26 protein-coding genes and 6 tRNA genes are annotated in these 25631 nt (G+C 72.2%); 11 read left to right on the forward strand and 21 right to left on the reverse strand.

What is annotated here, in order from left to right; translation table 11 throughout:
* Positions 1-288 precede the first annotated feature (288 nt).
* Both BKI49_RS05635 and BKI49_RS05640 read right to left on the reverse strand, forming a co-directional pair.
* A tRNA-Val gene (locus BKI49_RS05635) sits at positions 289-363 on the reverse strand.
* An 82-nt stretch (positions 364-445) separates the two neighbouring features.
* Positions 446-880 carry a TIGR02611 family protein gene (locus tag BKI49_RS05640; protein ID WP_095933076.1) on the reverse strand — a complete coding sequence of 145 codons (435 nt, stop codon included), beginning with the start codon at positions 878-880 and terminating at the stop codon, positions 446-448.
* Between the two features lie 191 nt (positions 881-1071).
* Between BKI49_RS05640 and BKI49_RS05645 the strand changes: the two genes are divergently transcribed.
* Together BKI49_RS05645 and BKI49_RS05650 are read left to right on the forward strand one after the other, a co-directional pair.
* The gene (locus BKI49_RS05645; protein WP_003959770.1) at positions 1072-1485 is read left to right on the forward strand and encodes an SsgA family sporulation/cell division regulator; all 414 of its coding nucleotides are present in this window, start codon (positions 1072-1074) and stop codon (positions 1483-1485) included.
* A 338-nt stretch (positions 1486-1823) separates the two neighbouring features.
* Positions 1824-2381 (forward strand): CGNR zinc finger domain-containing protein, encoded by a 558-nt coding sequence (locus BKI49_RS05650; protein WP_095933077.1) that lies wholly within the window; start codon positions 1824-1826, stop codon positions 2379-2381.
* Between the two features lie 140 nt (positions 2382-2521).
* On the opposite strand, the gene BKI49_RS35200 is transcribed toward BKI49_RS05650, so the two are convergent.
* Positions 2522-2674, reverse strand: coding sequence for a hypothetical protein (locus BKI49_RS35200; protein WP_010988207.1), 153 nt, complete (start codon positions 2672-2674; stop codon positions 2522-2524).
* A 145-nt stretch (positions 2675-2819) separates the two neighbouring features.
* Positions 2820-3263, reverse strand: a complete 444-nt coding sequence (locus BKI49_RS05655) for a hypothetical protein (RefSeq protein WP_095933078.1) — start codon at positions 3261-3263, stop codon at positions 2820-2822.
* A 204-nt stretch (positions 3264-3467) separates the two neighbouring features.
* Between BKI49_RS05655 and BKI49_RS05660 the strand changes: the two genes are divergently transcribed.
* Positions 3468-3986, forward strand: coding sequence for a DsbA family protein (locus BKI49_RS05660; protein WP_095933079.1), 519 nt, complete (start codon positions 3468-3470; stop codon positions 3984-3986).
* Positions 3987-4092: 106 nt separating this feature from the next.
* On the opposite strand, the gene BKI49_RS05665 is transcribed toward BKI49_RS05660, so the two are convergent.
* From BKI49_RS05665 to BKI49_RS05675, 3 genes are read right to left on the reverse strand one after another with little or no spacing between them, the layout of a single operon-like run.
* Positions 4093-4914 (reverse strand): GNAT family N-acetyltransferase, encoded by an 822-nt coding sequence (locus tag BKI49_RS05665; RefSeq protein ID WP_095933080.1) that lies wholly within the window; start codon positions 4912-4914, stop codon positions 4093-4095.
* A 48-nt stretch (positions 4915-4962) separates the two neighbouring features.
* Positions 4963-5787 (reverse strand): aminotransferase class IV, encoded by an 825-nt coding sequence (locus BKI49_RS05670; RefSeq protein WP_095933081.1) that lies wholly within the window; start codon positions 5785-5787, stop codon positions 4963-4965.
* Positions 5784-6827 (reverse strand): chorismate-binding protein, encoded by a 1044-nt coding sequence (locus tag BKI49_RS05675; RefSeq protein ID WP_095933082.1) that lies wholly within the window; start codon positions 6825-6827, stop codon positions 5784-5786. The genes BKI49_RS05670 and BKI49_RS05675 overlap by 4 nt, the downstream gene beginning before the upstream one ends.
* A 156-nt stretch (positions 6828-6983) precedes the next feature.
* On the opposite strand from BKI49_RS05675, the gene BKI49_RS05680 reads away from it, so the two are divergent.
* From BKI49_RS05680 to BKI49_RS05700, 5 genes are all read left to right on the forward strand, one after another.
* A tRNA-Gly gene (locus BKI49_RS05680) sits at positions 6984-7056 on the forward strand.
* A 38-nt stretch (positions 7057-7094) separates the two neighbouring features.
* A tRNA-Cys gene (locus tag BKI49_RS05685) sits at positions 7095-7168 on the forward strand.
* 1 nt (position 7169) lies between these two features.
* Positions 7170-7241 (forward strand) — tRNA-Val (locus BKI49_RS05690).
* A 20-nt stretch (positions 7242-7261) separates the two neighbouring features.
* Positions 7262-7333, forward strand: a tRNA-Val gene (locus tag BKI49_RS05695).
* A 40-nt stretch (positions 7334-7373) separates the two neighbouring features.
* A tRNA-Val gene (locus BKI49_RS05700) sits at positions 7374-7448 on the forward strand.
* Between the two features lie 176 nt (positions 7449-7624).
* On the opposite strand, the gene BKI49_RS05705 is transcribed toward BKI49_RS05700, so the two are convergent.
* The 4 genes from BKI49_RS05705 to BKI49_RS05720 all read right to left on the reverse strand — a co-directional run bounded on the left by BKI49_RS05705 (position 7625) and on the right by BKI49_RS05720 (position 10033).
* Positions 7625-7912, reverse strand: a complete 288-nt coding sequence (locus BKI49_RS05705) for a TFIIB-type zinc ribbon-containing protein (protein WP_028801517.1) — start codon at positions 7910-7912, stop codon at positions 7625-7627.
* Positions 7913-7986: 74 nt separating this feature from the next.
* The gene (locus BKI49_RS05710) at positions 7987-8928 is read right to left on the reverse strand and encodes a phosphotransferase enzyme family protein (RefSeq protein ID WP_373557520.1); all 942 of its coding nucleotides are present in this window, start codon (positions 8926-8928) and stop codon (positions 7987-7989) included.
* A 420-nt stretch (positions 8929-9348) separates the two neighbouring features.
* Positions 9349-9558 (reverse strand): hypothetical protein, encoded by a 210-nt coding sequence (locus BKI49_RS05715; protein ID WP_095933084.1) that lies wholly within the window; start codon positions 9556-9558, stop codon positions 9349-9351.
* Positions 9559-9757: 199 nt separating this feature from the next.
* Positions 9758-10033: a hypothetical protein gene (locus BKI49_RS05720; RefSeq protein WP_028801520.1), complete on the reverse strand. Its 276-nt coding sequence runs from the start codon at positions 10031-10033 to the stop codon at positions 9758-9760.
* Between the two features lie 196 nt (positions 10034-10229).
* Between BKI49_RS05720 and BKI49_RS05725 the strand changes: the two genes are divergently transcribed.
* On the forward strand, positions 10230-11534 hold the full coding sequence (locus BKI49_RS05725) for a serine/threonine-protein kinase (protein ID WP_179332343.1): 1305 nt from the start codon (positions 10230-10232) through the stop codon (positions 11532-11534).
* Between the two features lie 77 nt (positions 11535-11611).
* Here BKI49_RS05725 and BKI49_RS05730 read toward each other — a convergent pair whose 3' ends face one another.
* The 9 genes from BKI49_RS05730 to BKI49_RS05770 form a co-directional block, all read right to left on the reverse strand.
* The gene (locus BKI49_RS05730; protein WP_095933086.1) at positions 11612-12430 is read right to left on the reverse strand and encodes a TrmH family RNA methyltransferase; all 819 of its coding nucleotides are present in this window, start codon (positions 12428-12430) and stop codon (positions 11612-11614) included.
* A 64-nt stretch (positions 12431-12494) separates the two neighbouring features.
* The gene (gene cobA / locus BKI49_RS05735; protein WP_095933087.1) at positions 12495-13739 is read right to left on the reverse strand and encodes a uroporphyrinogen-III C-methyltransferase; all 1245 of its coding nucleotides are present in this window, start codon (positions 13737-13739) and stop codon (positions 12495-12497) included.
* A 241-nt stretch (positions 13740-13980) separates the two neighbouring features.
* Positions 13981-17733 (reverse strand): nicotinate-nucleotide--dimethylbenzimidazole phosphoribosyltransferase, encoded by a 3753-nt coding sequence (gene cobT / locus BKI49_RS05740; protein WP_095933088.1) that lies wholly within the window; start codon positions 17731-17733, stop codon positions 13981-13983.
* A gap of 345 nt (positions 17734-18078) precedes the next feature.
* Positions 18079-19290 carry a precorrin-6y C5,15-methyltransferase (decarboxylating) subunit CbiE gene (gene cbiE, locus BKI49_RS05745; RefSeq protein WP_095933089.1) on the reverse strand — a complete coding sequence of 404 codons (1212 nt, stop codon included), beginning with the start codon at positions 19288-19290 and terminating at the stop codon, positions 18079-18081.
* Between the two features lie 136 nt (positions 19291-19426).
* On the reverse strand, positions 19427-20062 hold the full coding sequence (locus tag BKI49_RS05750) for a GNAT family N-acetyltransferase (RefSeq protein ID WP_095933090.1): 636 nt from the start codon (positions 20060-20062) through the stop codon (positions 19427-19429).
* Between the two features lie 201 nt (positions 20063-20263).
* A complete protein-coding gene (locus BKI49_RS05755) occupies positions 20264-21094 on the reverse strand; it encodes a MetQ/NlpA family ABC transporter substrate-binding protein (protein WP_095933091.1) in 831 nt (276 codons plus the stop codon).
* Between the two features lie 119 nt (positions 21095-21213).
* Positions 21214-21960, reverse strand: coding sequence for a methionine ABC transporter permease (locus BKI49_RS05760; RefSeq protein WP_095933092.1), 747 nt, complete (start codon positions 21958-21960; stop codon positions 21214-21216).
* Entirely contained in the window at positions 21957-22991 is a 1035-nt protein-coding gene (locus BKI49_RS05765) for a methionine ABC transporter ATP-binding protein (RefSeq protein ID WP_179332344.1), read from the reverse strand. The genes BKI49_RS05760 and BKI49_RS05765 overlap by 4 nt, the downstream gene beginning before the upstream one ends.
* A 374-nt stretch (positions 22992-23365) precedes the next feature.
* Positions 23366-24007 (reverse strand): HAD family hydrolase, encoded by a 642-nt coding sequence (locus BKI49_RS05770; RefSeq protein ID WP_095933094.1) that lies wholly within the window; start codon positions 24005-24007, stop codon positions 23366-23368.
* 69 nt (positions 24008-24076) lie between these two features.
* On the opposite strand from BKI49_RS05770, the gene BKI49_RS05775 reads away from it, so the two are divergent.
* A complete protein-coding gene (locus BKI49_RS05775; RefSeq protein WP_095933095.1) occupies positions 24077-24436 on the forward strand; it encodes a hypothetical protein in 360 nt (119 codons plus the stop codon).
* Positions 24437-24533: 97 nt separating this feature from the next.
* Entirely contained in the window at positions 24534-24908 is a 375-nt protein-coding gene (locus BKI49_RS05780; protein WP_095933153.1) for a hypothetical protein, read from the forward strand.
* A 191-nt stretch (positions 24909-25099) separates the two neighbouring features.
* On the opposite strand, the gene BKI49_RS05785 is transcribed toward BKI49_RS05780, so the two are convergent.
* Positions 25100-25603, reverse strand: a complete 504-nt coding sequence (locus tag BKI49_RS05785) for a GNAT family N-acetyltransferase (RefSeq protein WP_095933096.1) — start codon at positions 25601-25603, stop codon at positions 25100-25102.
* Positions 25604-25631: the final 28 nt, after the last annotated feature.

Consider the following 25631-nt stretch of genomic DNA (forward strand, 5'->3'; position numbering starts at 1 on the left):
GGGTGCCGAGGACGTCCGGCGACGGCCGACATGTCACTCCCCGTATGCCGATCAGGTGACGCGAAGGACTCCACGGAGGCGTCGGCAGGCACGCTCATGAAGCGGCCGGGCCCGCGCACCGGCACCGCGGCGCGGGCCTCGCCCGGCCCCCGCCGACCGCCCACCGACCACCTGCCCGTCCGCGCGAACGCGCAGGTGGCGAGGGTCGTGCCCGGTGCGAGCCGGGCACACGGGAACGACGAAGGCGGCCGGGTCCACGTCGTGCGTGGACCCGGCCGCCTGTCGTACTGGTGGGCGATACTGGGTTCGAACCAGTGACCTCTTCGGTGTGAACGAAGCGCTCTCCCACTGAGCTAATCGCCCGGGCGCAGAGAGAACATTACCCCATGTCAGGGGGTGCCCCGACCAGCGGCGAAGCGCCGGAACGACGTCCGGGCGAGCCTCGTCACTCCTTGATGTTCCAGGGCATCTCGATGCCGAACTTCCACACGTAGACGCCGACGAGCACGGCCACGATCACGAGCCCGACGGTCGTCAGGATGATGTTGCGGCGCCGCACCTTCGGGTCGAGCGCGCGCTGTGTGGCCTCCGTGACCTTGCGCTTCGTCCAGCGGAGCACCAGCTGCGCCCAGACGAACTCGGTCGCCCAGATCGCCATGCCGCCGAAGATCACCAGCCAACCGGGACCCGGCAGCGGAAGCATGATCACGCCCGCGACGACCACCGCGAGCCCGACCACGAAAACGCCGACCTGCCAGCTCAGGTGCAGTGCACGGCGCGCCTTGATGAATTCCGGCGCCCGCGAACCGAGCGGTCGCTCGGAGTTCTCCCCGTCGTCGGCCATGGCGATCCAGCCCGGCCCGTCACTCCCCGTATTCATACGGCCAAACCCTACCGGAGGGAAACCGGTCACCGGAATGGCCCTATCCGACGAACGCACTCTCGGCCGGATGAGTTACGTAAAGGCACGCAAAACACTCAGAGGGGTTTACAACGGCACCGTAGGTGGCATGTCGATTTCGCCGACGTGCGAATCCCCGAGCGCACACTGAGCGAAAGGCCCTGGCGCTTATGAACACCACGGTCAGCTGCGAGCTGCACCTGCGCCTCGTTGTGTCGAGCGAGTCCTCACTGCCTGTACCCGCAGGACTGCGGTATGACACGGCCGATCCCTACGCCGTGCACGCAACCTTCCACACCGGAGCCGAGGAAACCGTCGAGTGGGTGTTCGCCCGCGACCTCCTCGCCGAGGGCCTGCACCGGCCCACCGGTACCGGAGACGTCCGAGTCTGGCCGTCCCGGAGCCATGGTCAGGGCGTCGTATGCATCGCCCTGAGCTCCCCGGAGGGCGAGGCCCTGCTCGAAGCCCCGGCGCGGGCCCTGGAGTCGTTCCTGAAGCGGACGGACGCCGCCGTGCCCCCGGGCACGGAGCACCGGCACTTCGATCTCGACACCGAGCTCTCCCACATCCTGGCGGAGAGCTGAGGAGGCCCCACAGAGCCGCCCGGCGCCGTCCACTCGGGGAGACGGCTCGGGCCTAGACAACCGCATAGGGCACACACCGGCGCCGTCGCCGTGGGACCACCACGGAGGCGGCGCCGGTGCGCGTCCGCAGCCCTGCACGCCCCGCCCTCACCACCCATCACTGTGCCGCACCTCAACGTGACACAGCGTGATCCACACCCCAGGCCGCACGGCTCCCCCGCTTCCGGCCGATTCCCCCGCCCCCCACGCCCCGCACCGACTCTCCCGCGCCGGAACGCACTACCATCGGCCTGCATCGGGCGGGCGCCGGCCCGACCCCCCAGGCCAGGGAGCGAAACGTGCTGATCACCCACGACACCCGGTGCGCGCTCGACGCCGTGGTGGATCTGGTGAACTCCGCGCCGGACGAGGAGACGACGGACACGCTCGCGGATGTCGCGTCCCTTACCGATTTCGTACGAAAGCACGAAATCAGTGATGTCGGAGTGCTGTCGGAGCACGACCTGGCGGCCGTGCACAAGATCCGCGGCCGGTTCGCGGGGATCTTCGCCGCCGACGATCCGCGGACCGCCGCCGCGCTGATCAACGAACTGGTCGCCGCGGCCGGCACCACGCCCCGGCTGACCGATCACGACGGCTACGACTGGCATGTGCACTACTTCGCCCCGGGCGCCTCGGTCGCCGACCACCTCGCGGCGGACTGCGGCATGGCGCTGGCCTTCTTCGTGGTCGCCGGGGAGCAGGAGCGGCTGCGCCGCTGCGAGGCCCCGGACTGCCGGCGCGCCTTCGTGGATCTCTCCCGCAACCGTTCACGCCGCTACTGCGACAGCCGCACCTGCGGGAACCGTCTGCATGTCGCCGCCTACAGGGCGCGTCGCAAGGAAGCGGCGAGCTGACCGGACGCTCACGCGCCACAGGTTCGTACGCAAGGACGCGACGGCTCGTTTCGGACATGGGTGCGCCCTGACGGCCGGGCTGCGGCGGGGGTGGACTGACGGAGCCCTCGGCGGGTGGCGCCAGGGGCTCCGTGTACGGCTCAGAGCAGCAGCAGGTCGTGCAGCGAAGCCATGAGCAGCAAACAGCCGATCACCGCAAGGAAGATCATCAGCGGCGGCTGGGAGAGCGCGAAGAGACAACCACGCCGCTCCTCGGGAGGAGCGGCGGTGTCGCTCTGTGTTGTGTCCAGCATCTCGCGGCGATGATGACCCAGGCGACACCCCTCGCGCGATCAACACGCCCGGAATGTACGGGAGTTCGCTGGATCATGTTACGAGCGGATCCGAACGTGATCGGTTCCGCGCCGGACGCGTGCCGCCTTGTGTCGTTTCAGCCGGTCATATGCCGTGCTTCTTGAGAATGGCCTCGATGTCGCTGAAGTCGTCCGACGAGGAGCCGGCGGCGGGCTTCGCCGCGGGACGGGCGGCCGGGCGGGTGCTCGGCGCCAGCGACGGCGCGGACGCCGCGGGGGCCACCGCGTCGCGCTGGGCGGCCTTCGCCGCCTTGCGCTCCTTACGGGTCCCGCCGCCGCGCCGCTCCACGGCCCGCGTGGTCATGAAGAGCACCCAGGAGACACCGAGCACGGCGAAGCCGGCCCACGCGGTCGGGCTGAACGCGGTGTCGGCCAGCCAGCCGACGACGCCCGTCATCACGAGCCCGAGAGGCACCAGCGAGTACGCGGCGATACGGGCGGCGGACAGGAAGCGCTTGCGATAGGCCGTGACCGCGGCGATGCCCAGGCCGGCCGCGGCGACGGCGGAACAGACGGTCTCGGCAATCATCCGGGCCTCCAGGCGGGCATGCGTGTCGGGCAGGGCGGTTCGTCCCTTCCATCGTGCACCGCCCGGTGCCCGATATGCCATGGTCCAGGTACACCTCAGGGACATCTCCGGGTCGCAGTCCTCCCCAGGTCCCGGTCGGGGAGCCGTACGGGTGCGCGGGGTCCCGGTTGGGGCGACCCCGGCGGGGCTGGGAGACTGGCCGTCATGAACGACTCCTCCTCCGCGCGCCCCGTCGTCCTGGACGTCTGGTGCGAACTCCAGTGCCCCGACTGCCGCGGTGCCCTCGCCGACCTGCGCGCGCTGCGCGACCGCTACGGCGACCGCTTGGAGCTGCGGCTGCGGCACTTCCCCCTGGAGAAGCACAAGCACGCCTTCGCCGCCGCCCAGGCCGTCGAGGAGGCCGCGGAGCAGGGCCGCTCCTGGGCGTACGTCGAGGCGGTGCTCGGCCGCGTCGAGGAGCTGGACCGCAAGGGAGAGCCCTTCCTGATCGAGGTCGCCCGGGAACTCGGCCTGGACGCCGAGGAGTTCGACACGGCGCTGATCGACGGCCGGCACATCCTGATCGTCGACGCCGACCAGGCCGAGGGCAAGGCGATCGGGGTCACGGGCACTCCCACGTACGTCATCGGCGGTGAGCGTCTCGACGGCGGCAAGAGCCAGGAGGGCCTGCGCGAGCGCATCGAGGAGATCGCCGACCGTCTGCTGGCCGAGCAGCAGGCCTGACGCCGAAGGCCGGCGAGGGCCCTGCCGGAGACCCGGACCGGGCGGGACACCAGGCCGGGTGGATCCAAGCCTTTGGACGTGACGCGTCCACAGCAGGCCCTTGTACCTACAGCAGGCTCTTGTAGAGGTAGTGCGTCGTCGTCCCGTAGCCGAGCGACGCGTAGAGCCGCTCGGCCGGGGCGTTCCCGGCGAACACGTCGAGGGCGATCCGGCGGTCCCCCGCCGCCACCGCCTGGGCCTCGGCGAGGAGCATGAGCGTACGGCCGTGACCCCGGCCCCGACGGGCCTCGTCGACCTCGACGTCGTAGACGAAGGCGTTCCCGGCACGCCGGCCCAGCCAGAGGTTTCCGACCGGCACGCCGTCGTGTTCCAGGACGCTGAGCCGCACGCCGTCGGTGGCGGTCCCCTGCGGCAGCAGCAGGTCGTGGTCCCGGTGCGCCTTGGCGTACGCCTCGCCCTCCGGCATGCCCCGCCGGATCCAGTCCTGCGCGTAGGCCTCCCGGCGTTCCCGGTCGCGGACCTCGTACTCGGCGGCCGTCATGGGGCGGCCGACGCTCCCCGCGGGCAGCTCGGGCGGGGTGTCGCCGAGCGCCTTCTCCATGGTGCGGTTGCGCGTGACGTACCCGAGTGCCCCGGCGAGCCGGAGCGCGGCCACGGCGTCGCCGGGAACGGCCACCTCGATCTGCTCGCAGCCCCAGCCGCGCAGCACTTCCTCGGCGGCCAGCGCGGCCACGGTCCCGCGGCCGCGGCCGCGGTCCGGCTCCTCGATGCGGAGGTCCCGGATCATGGCGACGGACGGCACGACGGGGTCGGTCTCGAGGTGGATCGCCCCGACGGGACGACTGTTCACGCACACGTTGTAGTGACGTGAACGCGTCCCGTCGGCGGAGCGCTGAAGCGGCTCGGTCGGCCGCAGGGTGGTCGTCATCACGGGTGTTCTACCCGTTGCCGCGACCGGGAGCAGCCGATTTTCCTCTCAGGCGGGGTCGAGGTCGTGCCCGGCCCGCTCGTCGAAGATCCGCATGGCCTTCGCGGTCACCGGCCCGGGCGCGCCCGGGAGTTCACGGCCGTCGACCCGGTGCACGCCCTGCACGTCGCGCAGGGTGGAAGTCAGGAAGACCTCGTCGGCGCGCTCCAGGACGTCCAGCGGCAGATCGGTCTCCTTGGCGCCGGTCCATTCGACGGTGAGCGCGCGGGTGATGCCGGCGAGGCAGCCGGAGGCGATCGGCGGGGTGTGGATCTCGCCGTCGAGGACGACGAAGACGTTCGAGCCGGTGCCCTCGCACAGCTGCCCCACCGTGTTGCCGAACAGCGCCTCGGTGGCGCCGTGTTCGCGGGCGCGGGCCAGCGCGACGACGTTCTCGGCGTACGAGGTCGTCTTCAGGCCGGTGAGCGCGCCGCGCTCGTTGCGGGTCCAGGGGACCGTGACGACGGCGGTGGTGTCGGGGCGCCGGGTGGACTCCCCCACGGCGACGACGAGGGTCGGGCCGTGCTCGCCGCGGTCCGAGCCGAGGGGGCCGTGCCCGCCGGTGTAGGTGATGCGCAGCCGGCCGAGCGGCATCGGGTTCGCGTCCAGGACGGCTTCGCAGGCGCGGCGCACCTCGTCGCGGTCGGGCTCGGGCAGGCCGAGGCCGTGTGCCGAACGGGCGAGCCGGTCGAGGTGGCGCGTGAGCGCGAACGGCCGCCCGTGGACCGCCTTCACGGTCTCGAAGATGCCGTCGCCCACGGTCAGTCCGTGGTCGAAGACGGAGACGCGGGCGGACTCGGTGTCCTGCAGCCCGCCGTCGAGCCAGATCTTCACGAAAGGGTCCCTCCACTTGCCTCGTACTCACCCGACGCTACCGCGAGCAGGCGGGCGGCCTTCAGTTCGGTCTCCCGCCACTCCCCGTCGGGATCGGAGCCCCAGGTGATGCCCGCGCCGGTACCGAACCGCAGGACGCCTTCCTCCCGGGCGATCCAGAAGGTGCGGATGCCCACGGCGAGCTCGCCGGTGCCGCGGTCGGCGTCGACCCAGCCGATACCGCCGCAGTAGGGGCCCCGGGGCGCGGTCTCCAGGAAGTCGATGATCCGCAGGGCGCTCGACTTGGGGGCGCCGGTGACCGAGCCGGGCGGGAACGCGGCGTCGAGGAGCTCCGGCCAGCCCGCGTCGTCGCGCAACTCGCCGTGCACGGTGGAGACGAGGTGGACCAGCCCCGGGTGCTTCTTCACGACGCAGAGGTCGGGGACGCTCACGGTGCCGGTGGCGCAGACCCGGCCGATGTCGTTGCGGACGAGGTCCACGATCATCACGTTCTCGGCGTAGTCCTTCTCCAGGAGGTCCGCCTCGGTGCGGCCGGTCCCTTTGATCGGGCCCGACTCGACGCTCCGGCCGCGGCGGCGCAGGAAGAGCTCGGGGGACGCGGTGGCGATCTCCACGCCGTGCGCGGGCAGCCGAATCGTTCCGGCGTACGGGGCCGGGTTGCCGCGCGCCAGCAGTGCGGTGAGCGCGTCGACGTCGGCGTCGGGCGCGACGGGCGCGGTGAGCACCCGGCAGAGGTTCGCCTGATAGACCTCGCCGGCCGCTATGTGCTCGCGGATGCGGCGCACACCCGCGGTGTACGCGGCGCGGTCGAGGGACGACGTCCAGTCACCGGCGGCGGGTCCCCGCCAGCGGCCCGGCACCGGGGCGGGTACGGCCTCCTCCCTTACGTCCCGGAAGCGGGCGCAGGTCAGACGGCCTTCGAAGTCGGCCGAGACGGCCCAGAAACCGGTGGAGTCCAGGGCGGCGGGGTCGCTGGTGACGTCGATGAGACCGGTCGCGACGAGGCCGCCGAAGCGGGCGAGAGGAGGGAGGTCGAGCACGCTGACGAGTCTAGGGCGGGTGACCTGCGGGTGCCCTGACCATGTCCTCGGGCGGTCGGACCGCAGCACGCTGCACAAACGCGTTTTTGTGCTGGCCCGGGAATCCGCTAGAGTTCAACACGTCGCCGGGACGCGCAAGCGAAACGGAAACGACAAGCGGACGTAGCTCAGTTGGTAGAGCGCAACCTTGCCAAGGTTGAGGTCGCCAGTTCGAACCTGGTCGTCCGCTCGCAGGAAGTGGGGGATCTTCCCGAACCCCGCACTCCTGGTGGAGTGGCCGAGAGGCGAGGCAACGGCCTGCAAAGCCGTCTACACGGGTTCAAATCCCGTCTCCACCTCCAAGGACGATTAGCTCAGCGGGAGAGCGCTTCCCTGACACGGAAGAGGTCACTGGTTCAATCCCAGTATCGTCCACTGGTCCGCAAGGATCCCCCGCGCGATTAGCTCAGCGGGAGAGCGCTTCCCTGACACGGAAGAGGTCACTGGTTCAATCCCAGTATCGCGCACGCAGTACCAGCAGCAAGCGTGGCTCCGGCCGCGTGACCTGCGCGATTAGCTCAGCGGGAGAGCGCTTCCCTGACACGGAAGAGGTCACTGGTTCAATCCCAGTATCGCGCACCAGCCGAAGCCCCCGGCCGTCTCGTACGGTCGGGGGCTTCGTCGTGCACGCACGGGGAGGGGCCCCTCGGCTCAGGGAGAGGGGCCCCTCCGCCGGCAGGTCTCCCGCGACCCCGCGCGTCCCGGACGGGACAGGCTCTCTCGTCCGGGACGCGCGGGGCTCGGGAGACGGCAGGGGTTCAGGACGAGAAGAGCATGTGCCCGAAGCTCTTGTGGCGGTGGTGGCCGCCGTAGTGACCGCCGTGGCCGCCGTGCTGCGGGGCGCCCCAGGCGGGCGCGGGCGCGGACGGGTAGGCCTGCGGCGCGGCCGGGGGCGGCGCGGGCTGCGACCACTGCGCCTCGACGCGGGTCAGCGCCTCCAGCTCGCCGTAATCGAGAAATATCCCGCGGCAGCCGCTGCACTGCTCGATCTGGACGCCGTTGCGGTTGTACGTGTGCATCGGCGCGTGGCACTTCGGACACTGCATGCTCGGCTCAACTCCTCGCCGCTCGGTACTGCTTTCGCCAGGACAGACACCACCCGGCCTCGGTCGGTTGCACCTTACGACGCGAAACCGCGTGCCAACTCGGGCGGGACGGTGCCCATTCGGTCACAGGCGTCGATCACCGCCTGCTGCACCTCGTCCAACGGCTGCCCCGCGGCCATCGATTTGGCGATCGCCAGGGCCGCCGTCTGCACGGTGAGCGCGCGGGCCGCGACGTCCAGGGCGGGCCAGGGATCGCCGTCCGCGGGGACGGCCGGGCCGCCGTGCCGCCGGTACGCGGCCAGGAAGCGGTGCCACTCGTCGGGCGGCAGCAGGCCGCAGGCGTACCAGGCGGCCGGTCGGGCCAGGTCCCAGGCCGGGACGCCGACGCCCAGGTCGTCGACGTCGATGAGCAGCCAGGGTCCGGCGGGCTCGGGCCGGCGCACGAGCTGGCCCAGGTGCAGGTCTCCGTGGCACAGGGTCGTCGTGTCGGGCATGGGTGCCTCGGCGCGGGCCCAGCCGGGCAGCGCGGCCCAGGCGCGCAGGACCGGTGCGGCGGCCGGGTGCGGGCCGGCCGCTCCGAGCCGCGCGACCGCGCGGGCCGCCTTCGCGGGTCCCCGCATCGGCGGCAGCCCCGCGGGGGCCGCGGCCCGGTGCAGGCGTGCCAGGAGGGCACCCACCGCCTCCCAGGGGGCGGCTTCGGGTGTCTCGGGGTCCACCGGCGTGCCGTACGGCCAGAGGGTCACCGTGCGGTCGTGCACGCGGGCCGACGCCGACGACAGCGGGGGGAGGAGGACGTCCGGGAGTGCGGCGGCCACGGAGACGCGGACGGCGAGCTCTTCGGGGTCGGTACCCGGGGCGTGGGCCTTGGCCACGGTGTCGCCGTGCCGGACGACGGTGCCGTCGTCCCGGTCCGCGAGAACAGTGTCCGTGACCCCGCAGGAGCAGTCCTGGGCACCTGGATGCGCCGCACGGCGCACGAGTGCGGCGAGCCCGGTGGGCAGAGCGTCTGTGGTCACGGATCCCCCTGGCTGGTGCGACTCCGTCGCCGAGCGTACGCAGCCGTCGTGCGGGCGGTCGCACCGCACCGCACCGCACCGGTCGCACGCCCTGTCCGGTGGGCCGTCGCGAGCACCACACGGTACGCGCAGGCCGGGCTCCCCCCGACGGAGGAGAGTCCGTCGGTGAGCGGGGCGGCGGACCGGGCGAGGGTCAGGGAGCGCCGTTCGGATCAGGCCGCGGCGTCCGGTGCGGGAGGGGCTCGTCGCGCGCCGCCCGGGCGCGGGGCAAGAACGCGCCACCCGGGCACAGGGAAAGAAAATGCCCGCGCAGCTCCCCAGCTGCGCGGGCATTTGTGCCGTCCGCCGCACCCCCGTCCCCACGGGGTTTCATGGCCGGATGTCCCCGCCCGGACCGCTCTTCCGGGCCTGGGGCGCCGCTCAGCGCCCCAGCATCACGCCCACGGACGACGCTTGTGTGACCACTGCATCCCAGCCGCCGAAGACGACCACGAGCAGGGCCGCCAGAGGAAGGACCATCGCTGTCGCCACCAGCGGGTGGCGGCGGCCCTGGCGGCTGTCGCCGAACGCCGCGGCGTACGCCTTGCGTCCCTGCGTGCGGATCGCTGTCCGCGGTGCCGTCTGGGCCATGGTCCCTCTCCTGACCGAATTTCAGTTGTGGTTGGCAGCGGCGGGCGTCTGACCTCGGGGGACGAGTGCTGCACCCGCCGCTTGACCTCAAATCTAGGGGCACGGCACCCGGGGGTCGTCATGCCTTCGTACCGATTGCCGGGCCTCCCGGAGGATGAGCGATGACCTGCGGTGTACTCCCCAGGGTGGAGATGAGGACCTAGGACTCAGGGTCTTCCCCGAGGGGACGTCCGGTCTGCCCCGACTGTTCCGAGCTGTCCTCCCTGGGGACCGGCTGCTCCACCAGAGCCAGCACCCGGGTCGCCATGAAGCGGGCGGTACGCACCACCGATCCGCTTCGGGTGACTTCGCTCACTTCCACCACACCTCGGCGTACCGCCGTCTCCACCCGGCGGCCTGCCCTGCTCGCCACCACCTCGTACGTACGCGTCGTGTCTCCGGCGTCCACGACTATCTCCACACGGTCACCCTTCACGGGCCCAATCCCCCTTCTGCGACGGACGGTTGGGATCACAGGCAGCCCAAAGCGGTGCTGCCCGCAAGCTCCCTGACCACCCTTCAAGTTTCCCACCCGGCACTGACAATCGATCGGGCCGAGAGGGCGCGGCCTCTGCGCGCACCCGGCCGCGAAAACGTAAGCTGTGGCTCGTCAAACGGACAGGGCAGCGGGGATGGACATGGCGATGATGCGCCTGAGGCGCGAGGACCCGCGTGTCGTCGGCTCGTTCAGGCTTCACAGGCGGCTCGGCGCGGGCGGGATGGGCGTTGTCTACCTGGGCTCCGACCGGCGTGGCCAGCGGGTCGCACTGAAGGTGATCCGGCCGGATCTGGCGGAGGACCAGGAGTTCCGGTCGCGTTTCGCCCGCGAGGTCTCGGCGGCCCGGCGCATCAGGGGCGGCTGTACGGCACGGCTCGTCGCCGCCGACCTGGAGGCGGACCGCCCCTGGTTCGCCACCCAGTACGTGCCCGGCCCCTCGCTGCACGACAAGGTCGCCGAGGAAGGACCGATGGCGGCCGCGGACGTCGCCGCCGTGGGCGCCGCGCTGTCCGAGGGTCTCGTCGCCGTGCACGAGGCCGGCGTCGTGCACCGCGACCTCAAGCCCTCCAACATCCTGCTGTCCCCGAAGGGACCGCGGATCATCGACTTCGGCATCGCCTGGGCGACGGGCGCCAGCACGCTCACGCACGTCGGCACGGCGGTCGGGTCCCCCGGCTTCCTCGCCCCCGAACAGGTGCGCGGCGCCGCGGTCACCCCGGCCACCGACGTCTTCGCGCTGGGCGCCACCCTGGCCTACGCCGCGACCTCCGACTCACCCTTCGGTCACGGCAGTTCCGAAGTGATGCTGTACCGGGTGGTGCACGAGGAGCCCCATCTCCAGGGTGTCCCGGACGCCTTGGCCCCGCTGGTCAGGGCCTGTCTGGCGAAGGACCCCGAGGAGCGGCCCAGCACGCTCCAACTGTCCCTGCGGCTCAAGGAGATCGCGGCCCGCGAGGCCCAGGGGATGCCGGACGCACGGCCGCCCGCGCCCCGCACGGACCCCGACCGGCCGACCGGCCGTCTGGCGGAGCAGTACGCCGAGCAGCGCACCCAGCGCCGTACGCAGGGCACTCCCCCGCCGCGCACGGGCGGCACGAACGGCGGCTCCCGGTCGGGCTCGCGGCCGACGCCGGTGCGGAACACCGGCCGCTCCGGGGCCAGGCCCGCCCCGCGCAGCGGTGCCGGGCGCCCCGCGCCCCGGACCACCGGCACCGGCAGGCGGCCCGCCAACCCGCGGCTGCTGCGCCAGCGGCTGTTCGTGTTCGTCGTCGTGACCCTGCTCGTGGCGCTGGGCATCGCGGCGGCGCAGGGCTGCCAGGGGCCCGCCCGGGGCCTGGACGGCGACGGCGGGCGCCAGGACGTACGGCAGGAGCAGGCGTCACCCCCGGCGTTGTCCGCCGGAGGGACGACGGCCGAGCGGTACCACGAGGACGCCTGACCGGCGCGGCGCGCTGTCGTGGAGTGACAGCCGGCCGCACCACGGTCGGGGGCGAACGTCCGGTGGGTCCGAGGGCGTCAGGCCTGGGGGCGGCCCGTGGCCACCGCGTAGAAGGCGACGGCCGCCGCGGCGCCCACGTTGAGGGAGTCGACGCCGTGGGCCATCGGGATGCGGACCCACTCGTCGGCGGCCATCAGGGCCTTGGTGGACAGGCCGTCGCCCTCCGCGCCGAGCATCAGGGCGACCCGGTCCATGCGGTGGGGGGCGGCCTCGTCGAGGGACCTGGCCTTCTCGTCCGGGGTGAGGGCGAGCAGCGTGAAGCCCGCGTCGCGCACCGTCTCCAGACCCTTGGGCCAGGAGTCGAGGCGGGCGTACGGGACGGAGAAGACGGCACCCATCGAGACCTTCACGGACCGCCGGTACAGCGGGTCCGCGCAGTCCGGCGAGAGCAGGACCGCGTCCATGCCGAGGGCGGCGGCGGAGCGGAAGATCGCGCCGATGTTGGTGTGGTCGTTGACCGACTCCATGACGACGACGCGGCGCGCCGACCGCAGCAGTTCCTCGGCCGTCGGCAGCGGCTTGCGCTGCATGGAGGCGAGCGCGCCGCGGTGCACGTGGTAGCCGGTGACCTGCTCGGCGAGCTCCGGGCTGACCGCGTACACGGGTGCCGGGAGCTCGTCGATGACGTCGCGCATGACGTCGACCCACTTCGCGGACAGGAGCATCGAGCGCATCTCGTACCCGGCGTCCTTGGCCCGTCTGATGACCTTCTCGCCCTCGGCGATGAACAGGCCTTCGGCGGGTTCGCGCTTGCGGCGCAGCTCCACGTCCGTGAGGCCCGTGTAGTCGCTCAGACGCGGGTCGTCGGGGTTCTCGACGGTGATGAGATCGGCCACAGGGTGATACTGCCTTGTCCTGGGTTCGGTGCCAACGGCTGGGAACGGGTTGGGTTACCCGTGGTTACTCGGATGTCTTCGGGGAGCTCTGCACGCCCACGTTCACGACCTGCCCGACGACGATCACCGCCGGGGGCTTCACGTCCTGCTCGCGGACGGTCTCGGCGACGGTGGCCAGGGTCGCGTCGACGCGGCGCTGCGCGGCGGTCGTGCCCTCCTGGACCAGGGCGACGGGGGTGTCGGCCGGCTTGCCGTGCGCGACGAGGGTCTCGGCGATCCGGCCGATCTTGTCGACGCCCATGAGGATCACGAGGGTGCCGGTCAGCTTGGCCAGGGACGGCCAGTCGACCAGGGAGCGCTCGTCGTCGGGGGCCACGTGCCCGCTGACCACGGTGAACTCATGAGCGACACCGCGATGCGTGACGGGGATGCCGGCCGCACCCGGCACCGAGATCGAGCTGGAGATGCCGGGGACGACCGTGCAGGCGATGCCCTCCTCGGCCAGCGCCTGCGCCTCCTCCATGCCGCGGCCGAAGACGAACGGGTCGCCGCCCTTGAGCCGGACCACGGACTTGCCCTGCTTGGCGTGCTCGATCAGCGCGTTGTTGATGGCCTCCTGGGCCATGTAGCGGCCGTAGGGGATCTTCGCCGCGTCGATCACCTCGACGTGCGGCGGGAGTTCGGCGAGCAGGTCGCGGGGACCGAGCCGGTCCGCGATGACCACATCGGCCTCGGCCAGCAGCCGACGGCCGCGGACGGTGATCAGGTCCGGGTCGCCGGGGCCGCCGCCGACCAGGGCCACGCCCGGTGTGCGGGTCCGGTGGTGCGGCGCGACCAGGGTTCCGTCGCGCAGGCCCTCGACCACGGCGTCCCGGATCGCGGCGGTGTGGCGGGGGTCGCGGCCCCGGGCGTCCGTCGTGAGGACGGCGACCGTGACGCCTTCGCTGTGGCCCGTCGCCGGGGTCCAGGCGGTCGCCGCGTCCGCGTCGTCCGAGCGGACGCACCACACACGGTGCCGCTCGGCCTCGGCCGAGGCGGCCGTGTTCGCCCCGTGGTCGCTCGTGGCGATCAACGCGTACCAGGCGTCGGCGAGGTCGCCGTCCTCGTACGGTCGCCGCGTCCACGCGATCTCGCCCGCGTCGGCCATCGCCTCGACGGACGGGGTCGCCTGCGGGGACACGAGGTGGATGTCCGCGCCTGCCGCGATGAGCGCCGGGAGACGGCGTTGGGCCACCTGACCGCCGCCGAGGACGACTACGCGGCGGCCGGCGAGGCGGAGGCCTACGGGGTAGGCGGGGTGTTCGGCCATGGGAGGTGCGGCTCCTCGTGCAGGGCGGTGCGGGGTGAGGCCGCTGCGGCGTTGGAGTGGCCCCTGACGTGCGGATTTTATGGTGCGAGCCGGTGAGCGGCGGGGGCGGGTGGGATTTTTCACCCGCCGGACCGTCCCTTCCCGGACCGCGGGATCGCGCCCGGGGCTCCGCAGGTACGGACGGGCGCGTGGTGCTGTCCGGGTGCTTCGCGTGAAGCGCCCGGACAGCACCGCCGATCGCCTACTTCTCAGTTACTCCCGCGGAGTCGAACGTCGCCACTTCGTGCATCGCGCGCGCCGCGCTCTGCACGACCGGCAGGGCGAGCAGGGCGCCGGTGCCCTCGCCGAGGCGCAGGTCCAGGTCGACCAGCGGGCGCAGGCCCAGCTTGTTCAGGGCGGCCACGTGGCCCGGTTCGGCGCTGCGGTGACCCGCGATGCAGGCGGCGAGGACCTCGGGGGCGATGGCGCGGGCCACCAGGGCGGCGGCGCCGGCGCTGACGCCGTCCAGGATGACCGGCGTACGCAGGGACGCGCCGCCGAGGAGCAGCCCGACCATCGCGGCGTGTTCGAGGCCGCCGAGGGCCGCGAGCACACCGATGGGGTCGGCCGGGTCCGGCTGGTGGAGCTCGATGGCGCGGCGCACGACCTCGGTCTTGCGGGCCAGGGTCTCGTCGTTGATGCCGGTGCCGCGGCCGGTCACCTCGGAGGGGTCGGTGTCCGTGAACACCGAGATGAGGGCGGCGGACGCGGTGGTGTTGGCGATGCCCATCTCGCCGGTGAGCAGTGCCTTGTTGCCTGCCGCCACCAGGTCGCGGGCCGTCTCGATACCCACCTCGATGGCGGCGACGACCTCCTCGCGGGTCATCGCGGGGCCCGTCGTCATGTCGGCGGTGCCCGCGCGGACCTTGCGGGGCAGCAGGCCCGGCGTGGCCGGCAGGTCGGAGGCGACGCCCACGTCGATGACGCAGACCTCGGCGCCCACCTGGTTGGCGAACGCGTTGCAGACGGCTCCGCCGCCCAGGAAGTTGGCCACCATCTGCCCCGTGACCTCCTGCGGCCAGGGGGTGACGCCCTGGGCGTGCACGCCGTGGTCACCCGCGAAGATGGCGACGGCGGCCGGCTCCGGGATGGGCGGCGGGCACATCCGGGACAGGCCCGACAGCTGCGCGGAGATGATCTCCAGCATGCCGAGGGCGCCCGCGGGCTTGGTCATCCGCTTCTGGCGCTCCCATGCCTCACCGAGCGCCTTGGCGTCCAGGGGGCGGATGTTGGAGACGGTCTCGGCGAGCAGGTCGTGCGGCTCCTCGCCGGGCAGCGCGCGACGGCCGTAGGTCTCCTCGTGCACGACCCAGGACAGCGGGCGGCGCTTGGACCAGCCGGCCTGCATCAGCTCGGGCTCGTCCGGGAACTCGTCGACGTAGCCGACGCACAGGTAGGCGACGACTTCGAGGTGCTCGGGCAGGCCGAGGGCGCGGACCATCTCGCGCTCGTCGAAGAAGCTGACCCAGCCGACGCCGAGGCCCTCGGCGCGGGCGGCGAGCCAGAGGTTCTCGACCGCGAGCGCGGAGGAGTACGGGGCCATCTGCGGCTGCGTGTGGCGGCCCAGCGTGTGGCGGCCGCCGCGGGTCGGGTCGGCGGTGACGACGATGTTCACCGGGGTGTCGAGGATGGCCTCGATCTTCAGTTCCTTGAACTGCTTGGCGCGCCCCTTGGGCAGCGACTTCGCGTACGCCTCGCGCTGACGGGCCGCGAGTTCGTGCATCGCGCGCCGGGTGTCGGCGGAGCGGATGACGACGAAGTCCCACGGCTGGGAGTGGCCGACGGAGGGTGCGGTGTGCGCGGCCTCCAGGACGCGCAGCAGCACGTCGTGCGGGATGGGGTCGTTGCGGAAGCCGTTGCGGATGTCGCGGCGTTCGCGCATCACGCGGAGTACCGCCTCGCGCTCGGCGTCGTCGTAGCCGGGGGCCGCCGGGCCGGTGGACTCTCGTACGTCTTCCACTGCGGCCGTGCTCTCTTCCTGGTCGGCGACCTGGGTGTCCAGGTCGTCCGCTTGCTGTGCGACTACGGGCTCCGGGTCCGCGGTGAGCGGCTCGGGTTCGGCGGTGGGTGCCTCGGCCGGGGCGTCGGCCCCGGTCTCGGGCTCGCCCTCGCGGGGCGCCGGCACGACGACCGGAGCGATGGTCTCCGGCTCGGCGGCGGGGGCCTCGGCGAGGTCTCCGGCGGCTTCCTCCACCGGCACGGGCGCGGGTGCGACCACGATCATCTCGTCGGCCGGCTCCTCGGCCGTCGGCTGCTCCTCCTCGGGGAGCGGCGGCACGGTCATGGCGTGCGGCGGGGTCGGGGCCAGGTGCGGGGTCGTCGGCACGGTGCCCTCCACGGGCACGAACTGGCCGAGCGTGTGGTCCTCCTGGACCTCCGGCGGGGTGGCGAGCGGGAGACCGGCGCCACCGGAGCTCTCGCCGGAGACGTACGGCTCCCCGTGCGGCCGGCCGGCCGACGCCTGGTGGGTCTGTCCGTGGGCGGCCACACCCACCGGAACGCCGTGCAGCGACTCGGCGGGCTCGCCCTGCGCGAACACGGCGGGGTCCTCGAACTGCTGGGCCGCGACGGCTTCGAGGCCGGGGACCGGCTGCCCGTGCGAGGGGTCGGTGGAGAGCGCGTGCTGCACGGCCTCGGGGGCGTGCGCGACAGCCGCCGGGAACGTCTGTGCGGCCTCGGCGTGGGCGGCGACGTCCGGGTACTGGACGGCCTGTTCCGGGTCGTGGACGGCAGGAGCCCCGAGCTGATCGGCCTGGGCCACCGGCTCGGCCACCGGTGCCTGGTCCTGCGGCGGGGCCTGGTGCACCGCGTCGGCGGGTGCGAAGTCCTGGACGGGGGCGCCCTGGGCGGGCGTGAAGTGCTCGCCCTCGGGCGGAAGCAGACCGGGCACGGCGATGTGGACGCCGTCGGTGTGCCCCGTCTCCTGCGGTACCGGCGGGAGGAGCGGAGCGTCCGTGGCCGGGAAGGCCATCGGCTCGAAAGTCTGCGCGACACGCGGGTCCTGGACGAGGCGCGGGTCCTGCGGGGCCGAGGTGTCCGCGGCGTGGTACGTCTCCGCGGCCGGCGGCGCCGTGTGCGGGTCCTGCGGCCCGTCGGCGACGGGTGCCTGCGCGTCCGGCACGTCCTGGGCGACCGGCGCACCGTCCGCGGCCTGGACGGAGTCGGGGGCCTGGATCCGGACGGGAACCTCGACGGCGCCCGGCACGGGAGCCTCGGCGGCCTCCGGGACCTGGCCCTGAACCGGGATCTGGACCTCGGGGGTCTGCTCGAACCCGGGCGCCGGGGTGCCTTCGGCGGCCTGCGGGGCCTGCGGGGCCTGCGGCGTCTCGGTGCCCGGCACGGACTCCGGGACCGGCATCCGTTCCGGCATCTGGGCCGCCTCCGGGACGACCGTTTCCGCGGCACCCGCCTGCGGGGCCACCGGCGGAGCGCCCCACGGAACCGCGCCCTGCGGCGGGGTCTCGCCCAGCTGCGGAACGTCGAGGTACTCGGGCCCGACCGTCGGCGGACCGGCGTGCCGGACGGGCGGCGCGGGAGTGGCGGGAGCCATGGCGTTCACCGAACCCGCGGGCCCGCGGTCGGCTAGCGAGCGCACCGGGCTCGCGGAGACGTCCGGGGTGGGCGGTCCGAGGTGCAGCGGGCGGCGCGGGGTCACCGGCTGCGGGGCGGGCCCCGGCTCCTGCGCGCGGACGGCCCCGAGGTCGACCGCGCCGCTGTCCCGGCCGGAGGCCTCGTGCGGGCCGGGTTCGTGGACGGGGGGCATCGGCGCCGGGGGCGCCACTTCGTTGCCCCACGCGCCCTGCGCTCCGGGCATCAGGAGCAGGTCGTCGTCCTCGGCGGGGGTCTCGGAGGGGTCGAGGTAGGTGTACGCGCCCGGCGCGGAGACGCCCGGCTGCTCCACCATGCCTGCGCTCTCCGGCAGCCCGTCGCCCGGGACCTGGCCGGTGTCGGTCATGCGTACCCCTCGCCCATCGGTTAGTGCTTCCAAGTCCAGCTCGCCCGGAACGGCGCACCGACCGCCCCACAGTGAAGAACGAGCGTGCGTGCCCAGCGGCACGAACGACCGGCCAACAAAGACGACAAAGCCATTAACTGGCATTGTCCCGGTCGTTCCGCCCTCGCGACAGCGTGATCCGCGAGTGCCCGCTGTGGACTGCGCCACGTTGCGCGCCCTCCGGCTCTGCCGTACCACACACACCTCAAAACGGGCGCGTTTTCCGGACATTGGCCTACGAAAGGCTGATCACCCGGGAGCGGTACAACGATCGGCCAGCCTACCGCGCGCAGTAGGACAACAGGATCACGGGGCGCGATCCGGCAGACGGCCGCTGAGCAGGAACGCGACGCTCCGTTCCTTCTCCGTCCAGGCCCTCGTGTCGAGTTCGACGGACTGGATGAGCGCGCACTCGACCTCGTAACCGTGTTCGGTCAGGTTCCGGCCGACGAGTTCGGCGTCGTCGCGGGTCGCGGCGTGCGTCACGATGCGCTGGGGACGCCGGTCGGCGACGGCCGAGACGACCGCCGCTCCCCCGCCACCGACGCGTACTACGTCGGGTTCGGGAAGGTTCTCCAGGACGTGCGGGGCGGTCCCGTGCACGATCTGCATCTGGACGCCGAAGCGGCGGGCGGAACCCTCGGTGCGCGCGCAGGCGCCCGGACTGCGGTCGACCGCGATGACGGCGGCGCCGGTGCGTGCGGCCTCGGTGGCGAAGGCTCCGCTGCCGGAACCGATGTCCCAGACGAGGTCGCCGACGCGCGGTCCCAGACGGGCGAGTTGGGCGGCACGGAGCAGATCCGTTTCGCCTTCGCCGAGCGCGCCGCCGTACGCCGCGGCGGGCAGTCCCCAGCCGCGCAGTCCCTGGGCGGGATCGCGTCCGGCGATCCAGCCGCCGTCCTCCGCCGCGGCCACGAAGCCGCCGATGACGATGACGACGTTGGGGTCGCGCCAGGTGTGGTCGGCGGCCTTGTCCGAGGTCAGGATCGTGACCTGTTCGCGGGCGGTGCCGAGTTCCTCGCAGATGACGAAGGTGCGGTGCACCCCTTCGAGGAGCAGGCCGAGTTCGGCGGGCCCGGCGCCCGGCGAGGTGAGTACGGCGACCTTGGTGTGGGCTCGGCACACATTCACCGCGCGTCGCAGGGTGCGGGGGTGTGCGACGACCACCTGAGCGTCGTCCCAGGGCATGCCGGCCCGCGCGAATGCGGCGGCCACCGAGGAGACGGCGGGCACCACTTCGACCTCCAGGCCGAACTCGGGGGCCCGCAGGGTCCGTACGACGCCGAAGAAGCCCGGGTCGCCGTCGGCGAGGACCACGGCGGTGCCCCGGTGGTTCGCGATCCGGCGGGCGGCCAGGGCGACGCTGCCGAGGCGGATGCGCTCGGCGGCCCCGGGGACTTCGGGCAGCGCCAGATGGTGGGCCGCGCCGGCCACCAGCGTCGCGGCACCGAGGGCGGAGCGCGCCGCGGCGGTCAGCGGCGAGCCGTCCCAGCCGATCACCGTGACCCGGTCGGCCATCGTCGTCAGTCTCCAGAGGGTCTTCGCAGGTAGTCGGGCAGCCCGAGGGCGGGCTCCGTGAGGGTACCTGGTGCGCCTGGGCGGGCGCCGCGAGGGTCCGGGCCGGTGGGAGCGGTCCCGTGGTCCGGGACCGGTGTCAGTTCCAGTCGGAGAACGACGTGAATCCGCCGGCGTCGGTGAGCTGATCGGCCACGCCTTCGAGGTCCTCCGGGAGCAGGCTCCACACGATGAAGTCGGTACGGACGTCGGCCCAGCCGTCGTCCGTCCGCACGTGCACTATGCAGGCGTTGCGCAGGACGCCCTCGCTGATGCAGCCGATCTTCTGAGCGACCTGCTGGGACGCGGTGTTGTCGGCCGCGGTGCGGACCTCGATCCGCTCGAACTTCTGGTCGCCGAACAGCCATTGGGCGGTGGCGAGCGCCGCCTCGGAGGCGTAGCCCTCGCCGCGGGCCCAGGGGGCGATGATGTACGACAGCTCGGTGGAGCGGATGTGCCAGTTCGTCTTGCCGAGCTGGACGATGCCCACGAGGCGCTGGGTGAGGAACTCGGTGACGGCGAGGTCGAGGCCACGGCCCGCGGCGCGTTCGGCGGGCGCGTACTCGGTGACCCAGTTGCGGGCCCCGTCCTCGCTGAAGGGCTGCGGCACGTCGGTCCAGGCCGCGACCTGCTCGTCGTTCATCATCTCGGCCAGTGCGGGGACGTCGTCCTCGTCGAGGGGACGCAGCACCAACCGCTCCGTGCTGATGGAGATGTTGGGGAAGGTGCTCGTCATGCGCCGCTCCGTAACCGTCGGGAACTTCGGGCCTTCAAAACCGTCGGGCCTGCTGAACTGCCCAGCATGCAGCATGAAAGCACTGAACCGCACCACGGGGTCCACCCCGGGCAGGGAGTGGACCCCGTGCGGTGACGGAGGGGCCGGACGACGGGGACGGCTCAGGGGCCGTCCCCGTGGCGCGGCGGCCGTGCGGGACGACTAGAACGACGGCAGGACGGAACCGGCGTACTTGTCCTCGATGAACTTCTTGACCTCGGGCGAGGTGAGGAGCTTGGCGAGCTTCTCGACGCGCGGGTCCTTCTCGTTGCCCTGCTTCACGGCGAGGACGTTGTTGTACGCGTTGTTCTTCGTGGACTCCAGCGCGAGGGCGTCCTTGGCGGGCGAGAGACCGGCACCGATGGCGTAGTTGCCGTTGATCACCGCGGCGTCGACGTCCTTCAGGGAGCGCGGGGTCTGGGCCGCCTCGATCTCCTTGAACTGAAGGTCCTTCGGGTTCTTCGCGATGTCCTGCGGGGTCGCGGTGCCCTCCGAGCCGCTCTTGAGCGTGATGATGCCGCTGGCCGCGAGGAAGCGGAGGGCTCGCGCCTCGTTGTCGGCGTCGTTCGGGAGGGCGACGGTGCCGCCCTTCTTCAGGTCGTCGGCCTTCTTGACCTTCTCGGAGTAGAGGCCGAGGGGCTCCAGGTGAACCGTCGCGACCGAGGCGAGGTGCGAGCCGTTCTTCTTGTTGAAGTCTTCCAGGTACGGCTGGGTCTGGAAGTAGTTGGCGTCCACGGACCCGTCCTCGGTCGCCGTGTTCGGCGTGACGTAGTCGGTGAACTCCTTGACCTCCAGCTTGAGGCCGGCCTTCTTCGCCAGGTGGTCCTTGACGAACTCGAGGATCTCGGCGTGCGGCACGGGGGTGGCCGCGACGACGAGGGGGTCGGACGCCTTGGCCTTGGTGTCGGCCTTGTCGGAGCCGCAGGCGGTCAGGCCCAGGGTGAGGGCGCCGGTGGCGAGGACAGCTGCGGTGATCTTGGTGGTGTTACGCACGAAAAGTGCCTTTCTCCATGGGTGGTGCAACCCGCCGGGTGGGACGGGGAGTCGGGGTTGCGGCGGCTCCTGGCCGGCGTGCGCCGGCCGGGCCACCGGGTGGGGCGGGACGTCGGGGGTCAGCGGGTCTTGGTGGGCGTGGCGCCGACCGGGCCGCCGGGCAGGAATCCGGCGAGGACACGGAAGCGGAGCGGCTCGCCGCCCTTGCCCGCGCGGCGGTGCAGGACGCGGGCACCGGAGTCGCCCGCGAACTGGATGACGGCGATGACGACGGCGAGGACGGCCACGATGAGCCACATCAGTTCGGACTCGAAGCGCTGGTAGCCGTAGCGGATCGCGAGGTCGCCGAGGCCGCCCGCGCCGACGGTGCCGGCCATCGCGGAGTAGCCGATGATGGCGACGACCGTGGTCGTGGTGGCCGAGATCAGCGACGGCAGGGACTCGGGCACGAGCACCTTGCGGACGACGGTCCAGGTGTTGCCGCCCATCGACTGCACGGCTTCGACCAGACCGCCGTCGACCTCACGCACGGACGTCTCGACGAGCCGCGCGAAGAACGGGATGGCGCCGACGGCGAGCGGCACGATGGCGGCCTCGCGGCCGATGGTCGTACCGACGATCCAGCGGGTGAAGGACATCAGAGCGACCATCAGGATGATGAAGGGCATCGAGCGGACGATGTTCACGACCTGCCCGATGACCTTGTTCACCACGGTGTTCTGCACCAGGCCGCCGCGGTCCGTGAGAACCAGCAGGACACCCAGCGGAAGGCCGGCGAGGACGGCGATGAGCGTGGACCAGCCGACCATGTAGAGCGTGTCCCAACACGCCTGGGACAGCAGCGGCTGCATCTCGGACCAGGTCACTTGGCACCTTCCCCGACCAGTACGGGCTCCTGGCCCAGGACGTCGATCTGCAGGCCCTGCTCGCGGAGGAAGCCGATCGGTACGACGTTGTCCTCGTAGCGGCCGGGCAGTTCGATGCGCATGCGGCCGACCTGCTTGCCGCCGACGGTGTCCATCGCGGCGCCGAGGATCGAGATGTCGATGTTGTACGTGCGGGCGAGCTGCGAGACGACGGGCTGGGTGGCCGCCTCGCCGTGGAAGGTGACGTCGATGACGGTGCGGTCCTCGCCGGAGGCGTCGCCGCTGACCGGGAAGAGCGCGGAGGCCAGCTCGGAGCCGGGCGTGGCGAGCAGTTCGCTGACGGTCCCGGACTCGACGATCCTGCCCTTCTCCATGAGCGCGGCCGAGTCGCAGATGCTCTTGACGACGTCCATCTCGTGGGTGATGAGCAGGACGGTCAGGCCCAGCTGCCGGTTCAGGTCGCGCAGCAGCTGGAGGATGGAGCGGGTGGTCTCCGGGTCGAGGGCGCTGGTCGCCTCGTCGGACAGGAGCACCTTGGGGTCGCCGGCGAGGGCGCGGGCGATGCCGACGCGCTGCTTCTGGCCGCCGGAGAGCTGCGCCGGGTAGGCCTTGGCCTTGTCGGAGAGGCCGACCAGGTCGAGGAGTTCGAGGGCCTTGCGGCTGCGTTCCCTGCCGGAGACGCCGAGGATCTCGAGCGGCAGCTCGATGTTGTCCTGGACGGTGCGCGAGGACAGCAGGTTGAAGTGCTGGAAGACCATGCCGATGCCACTGCGCGCCTGGCGCAGTTCCTTGCCGGCGCGGGGGCCGCGGCCGGCGAGTGCGGTGAGGTCCTGTCCCGCGACGGTGACCGTGCCGGAGGTGGGGCGCTCCAGGAGGTTGACGCAGCGGATGAGCGAGGACTTGCCGGCGCCGGACTGGCCGATGACGCCGTACACCTCGCCTTCGCGGACGTGCAGATCGACGCCGTCGAGGGCGATGACCTCCCGGCCGCGCGAACGGTAGACCTTGGTGAGGCCCGTTGTCGTGATCACTGGGGTTTCCGTCACTGTCGAGTGCAGGGCGTGGGTGTGCGCCGGGCACGGGTGCATGCGGTCGGGAACGCGGCACGGTTCTCGCGATGGCGAAGGAACCGGAAGGAGAAACGTGTGCGCGGGGCAGCCGGAGTCACGTACGCGGTACGGGACAGGGCGCGGCGGTCTCGCTTCGGGGCGCGAGATCAGGCGGTGGTGCGGGGGCCCTCTAGAAGGCGCACATTCGACACATACAACGAGCACCGGGCGTCATGGTCGCCTCGGTCGCAAGGATGCGGCTGCTCGTCGTGGTCATGGGTGCAAGTAAAGCAGACCCACAGGCGGGGCCTGCCACCGCTGTCCGAATAGCGGACAGCGGTGGACACACCGTCCCGTCAGGCGGAGATCTCCACGCCGTGGTCGGTGACCAGGACGGACAAGGCGGAGAGGTCCTCGACCACCAGGTCGGCGTCCAGCTCGTGGGCGCGGTGCGTTGTGGTCAATGCCACTGTCGTCATTCCGGCCGCGCGGCCCGCCTGGAGACCGGCCGGGGCGTCCTCGAAGACGACGCAGCGCGCCGGGTCGACGCCCAGCTCACGGGCCGCGAGGAGGTAGGGCTCGGGGTCGGGTTTGCCGCGGGTGATGTCGTCCGCGGCGATCATCGTCTTGGGGCGGATGCCGACCTCTTCGAGCCGGGCCTCGGCCAGCCGGCGGGTGGCCGAGGTGACCACGGCCCAGCGCTCGGCGGGCAGCGCGTCGAGCAGCGCGAGGGTGCCGGGCAGCGCCACGACCCCGCCGGGCACGTCCTCGACCTCCAGCTGTTCGATGCGCGCGAGGGCCTCGGGCACGACGTCGGCGGGCAGCAGGTCGGCGGCTATCTCGACGGCGGGGCGGCCGTGCAGCTCGATCCGGGCGAAGTCGTCAGCCGTGATGCCGTACTCCGTCGCCCATCGCCTCCAGCAGCGGTTCACCGACTCGAGGGATGAGACGAGCGTTCCGTCGTTGTCGAACAGGAGGGCATCTGCATGGATCTTCATGCCGCCGACCCTACGGGGCACCCCGGGGGCGAGCGCATCGGGCCTTTTGGCCCGTAATAGGGTCACGGCATGCTTGATGCCCTGACGGTCGCCACCGCCGTCGCCGCGCTCGCGCTCGCCGCCTGGTGCGGCTGGGCCGCCTACCGTGATCAGCCCACGAAGGACTGGCACTTCATCGGCATGGCCGTGGTGTCGCTGCTCGCCCTGGTCCAGCTGGTGATCGGCATCGTCCAGCTGGCACGCGGCGAGAAGCCGGAGCAGGGCACGACGATCTTCGTGGCGTACCTGCTCGGCGCCTTCGCGTGCATTCCCGCCGCGGGCTTCATGTCGCTCGCGGAGCGCACCCGCTGGGGTTCGGTCACGGTGGCGGCCGGCGGTGTGGTCCTCGCCGTCCTCGAGGTGCGGCTCTATGACATCTGGGGAGGCTGAGATGACGGCCACGGACGAGAACGGCGTCGTGCCCGGCGGGACGGGCGTGCCGGACGGGACGCCGAAGCAGCGGACACGGCTCATCAGCGGCCCCGGGATGCTGCTGCTGTGGCTGTACGGCGTGATGGTCGTGGGCGCCGTCTCGCGGTCCGCCGTGCAGATCTCCACGGAGTTCGACAAGGCACCGCTGGCCTACTCGCTGTCCGCGGTGGCGGGTGTCGTCTACGGCTTCATCACGTACTCGCTGGTGCGCGGCGGCGAGACGGCCCGCAGGGCGGCGCTGGTGTGCTGTGCCGCCGAACTCGCGGGCGTGCTGATCGTGGGCACCTGGACGCTGGTGGAGCCCTCCGCCTTCCCCGACGCCACGGTGTGGTCGGACTACGGGATGGGCTATCTGTTCATTCCGGTGCTGCTGCCGCTGTCGGCGATGTACTGGCTGCGCAAGGCCCGCACGACGGCCCGGCCGGCCTGAAGCTGAACAGGCCTGACCCTGAACCGGCCTGACCGCTGAACCCGGCAGGCCACCGAGTCCGACAGGCCGCCCGGCGGCGGGAGTCGGGCGCACCGGAGAGCCGCCCCTCGCCGGCCCGAGTCGCGCTGCCACCCGGCCGTTCGCGGGTGGTGCCGCGGTGGCCCCGGTCGGTGACCGGGGCCCGGGGCCGGTCAGGCGCTGGTCGCGTACGCGCTCGCGTCGGCGCCCTTCGCCAGCGTCACCAGCGTGAGCCGCTCGTCGACGCGCTCGGTGGAGACGGGCGCGTAACCGTGCTTGCGGTACAGGCGCAGATTGCGGTCGCTGCGGTGCCCGGTGAAGAGCTGGAAGGACTTGGCCGTGCCGTCCGCGCCGAGCTGTGCCTCGATCGCGGCGAGCAGCCGTCCGCCGAGCCCGTGCCGCTGCATGCGCGGGTGGACGATGAGCTTGTTGATGCGGGCCGTGCCGTCGTCGTCCACCGCGCCGCGGACCGAGGCCACCACCTCCGCCCCGAGCCGCGCCACGAGGACGGTGCCGCTGGCGAGTTCCGCCCTGAGGGAGTCGAGCGGCTGGGTGAGCGGCTCGATTCCGTAGTCGCCGTAGAGCTCGGCCTCGCTCTGGTAGCAGAGGTACTGCAGCTTGAGGATCTGTTCGGCGTCCTCTTCGGTCGCCGCCGAGATGGTCACGCTCATGCCCATGTGTGCATGCCTCCCGCTCACCTGTTCC

The sequence above is a fragment of the Streptomyces sp. Tue6028 genome, from assembly GCF_002300165.1.
Lineage (GTDB): Bacteria > Actinomycetota > Actinomycetes > Streptomycetales > Streptomycetaceae > Streptomyces > Streptomyces siamensis.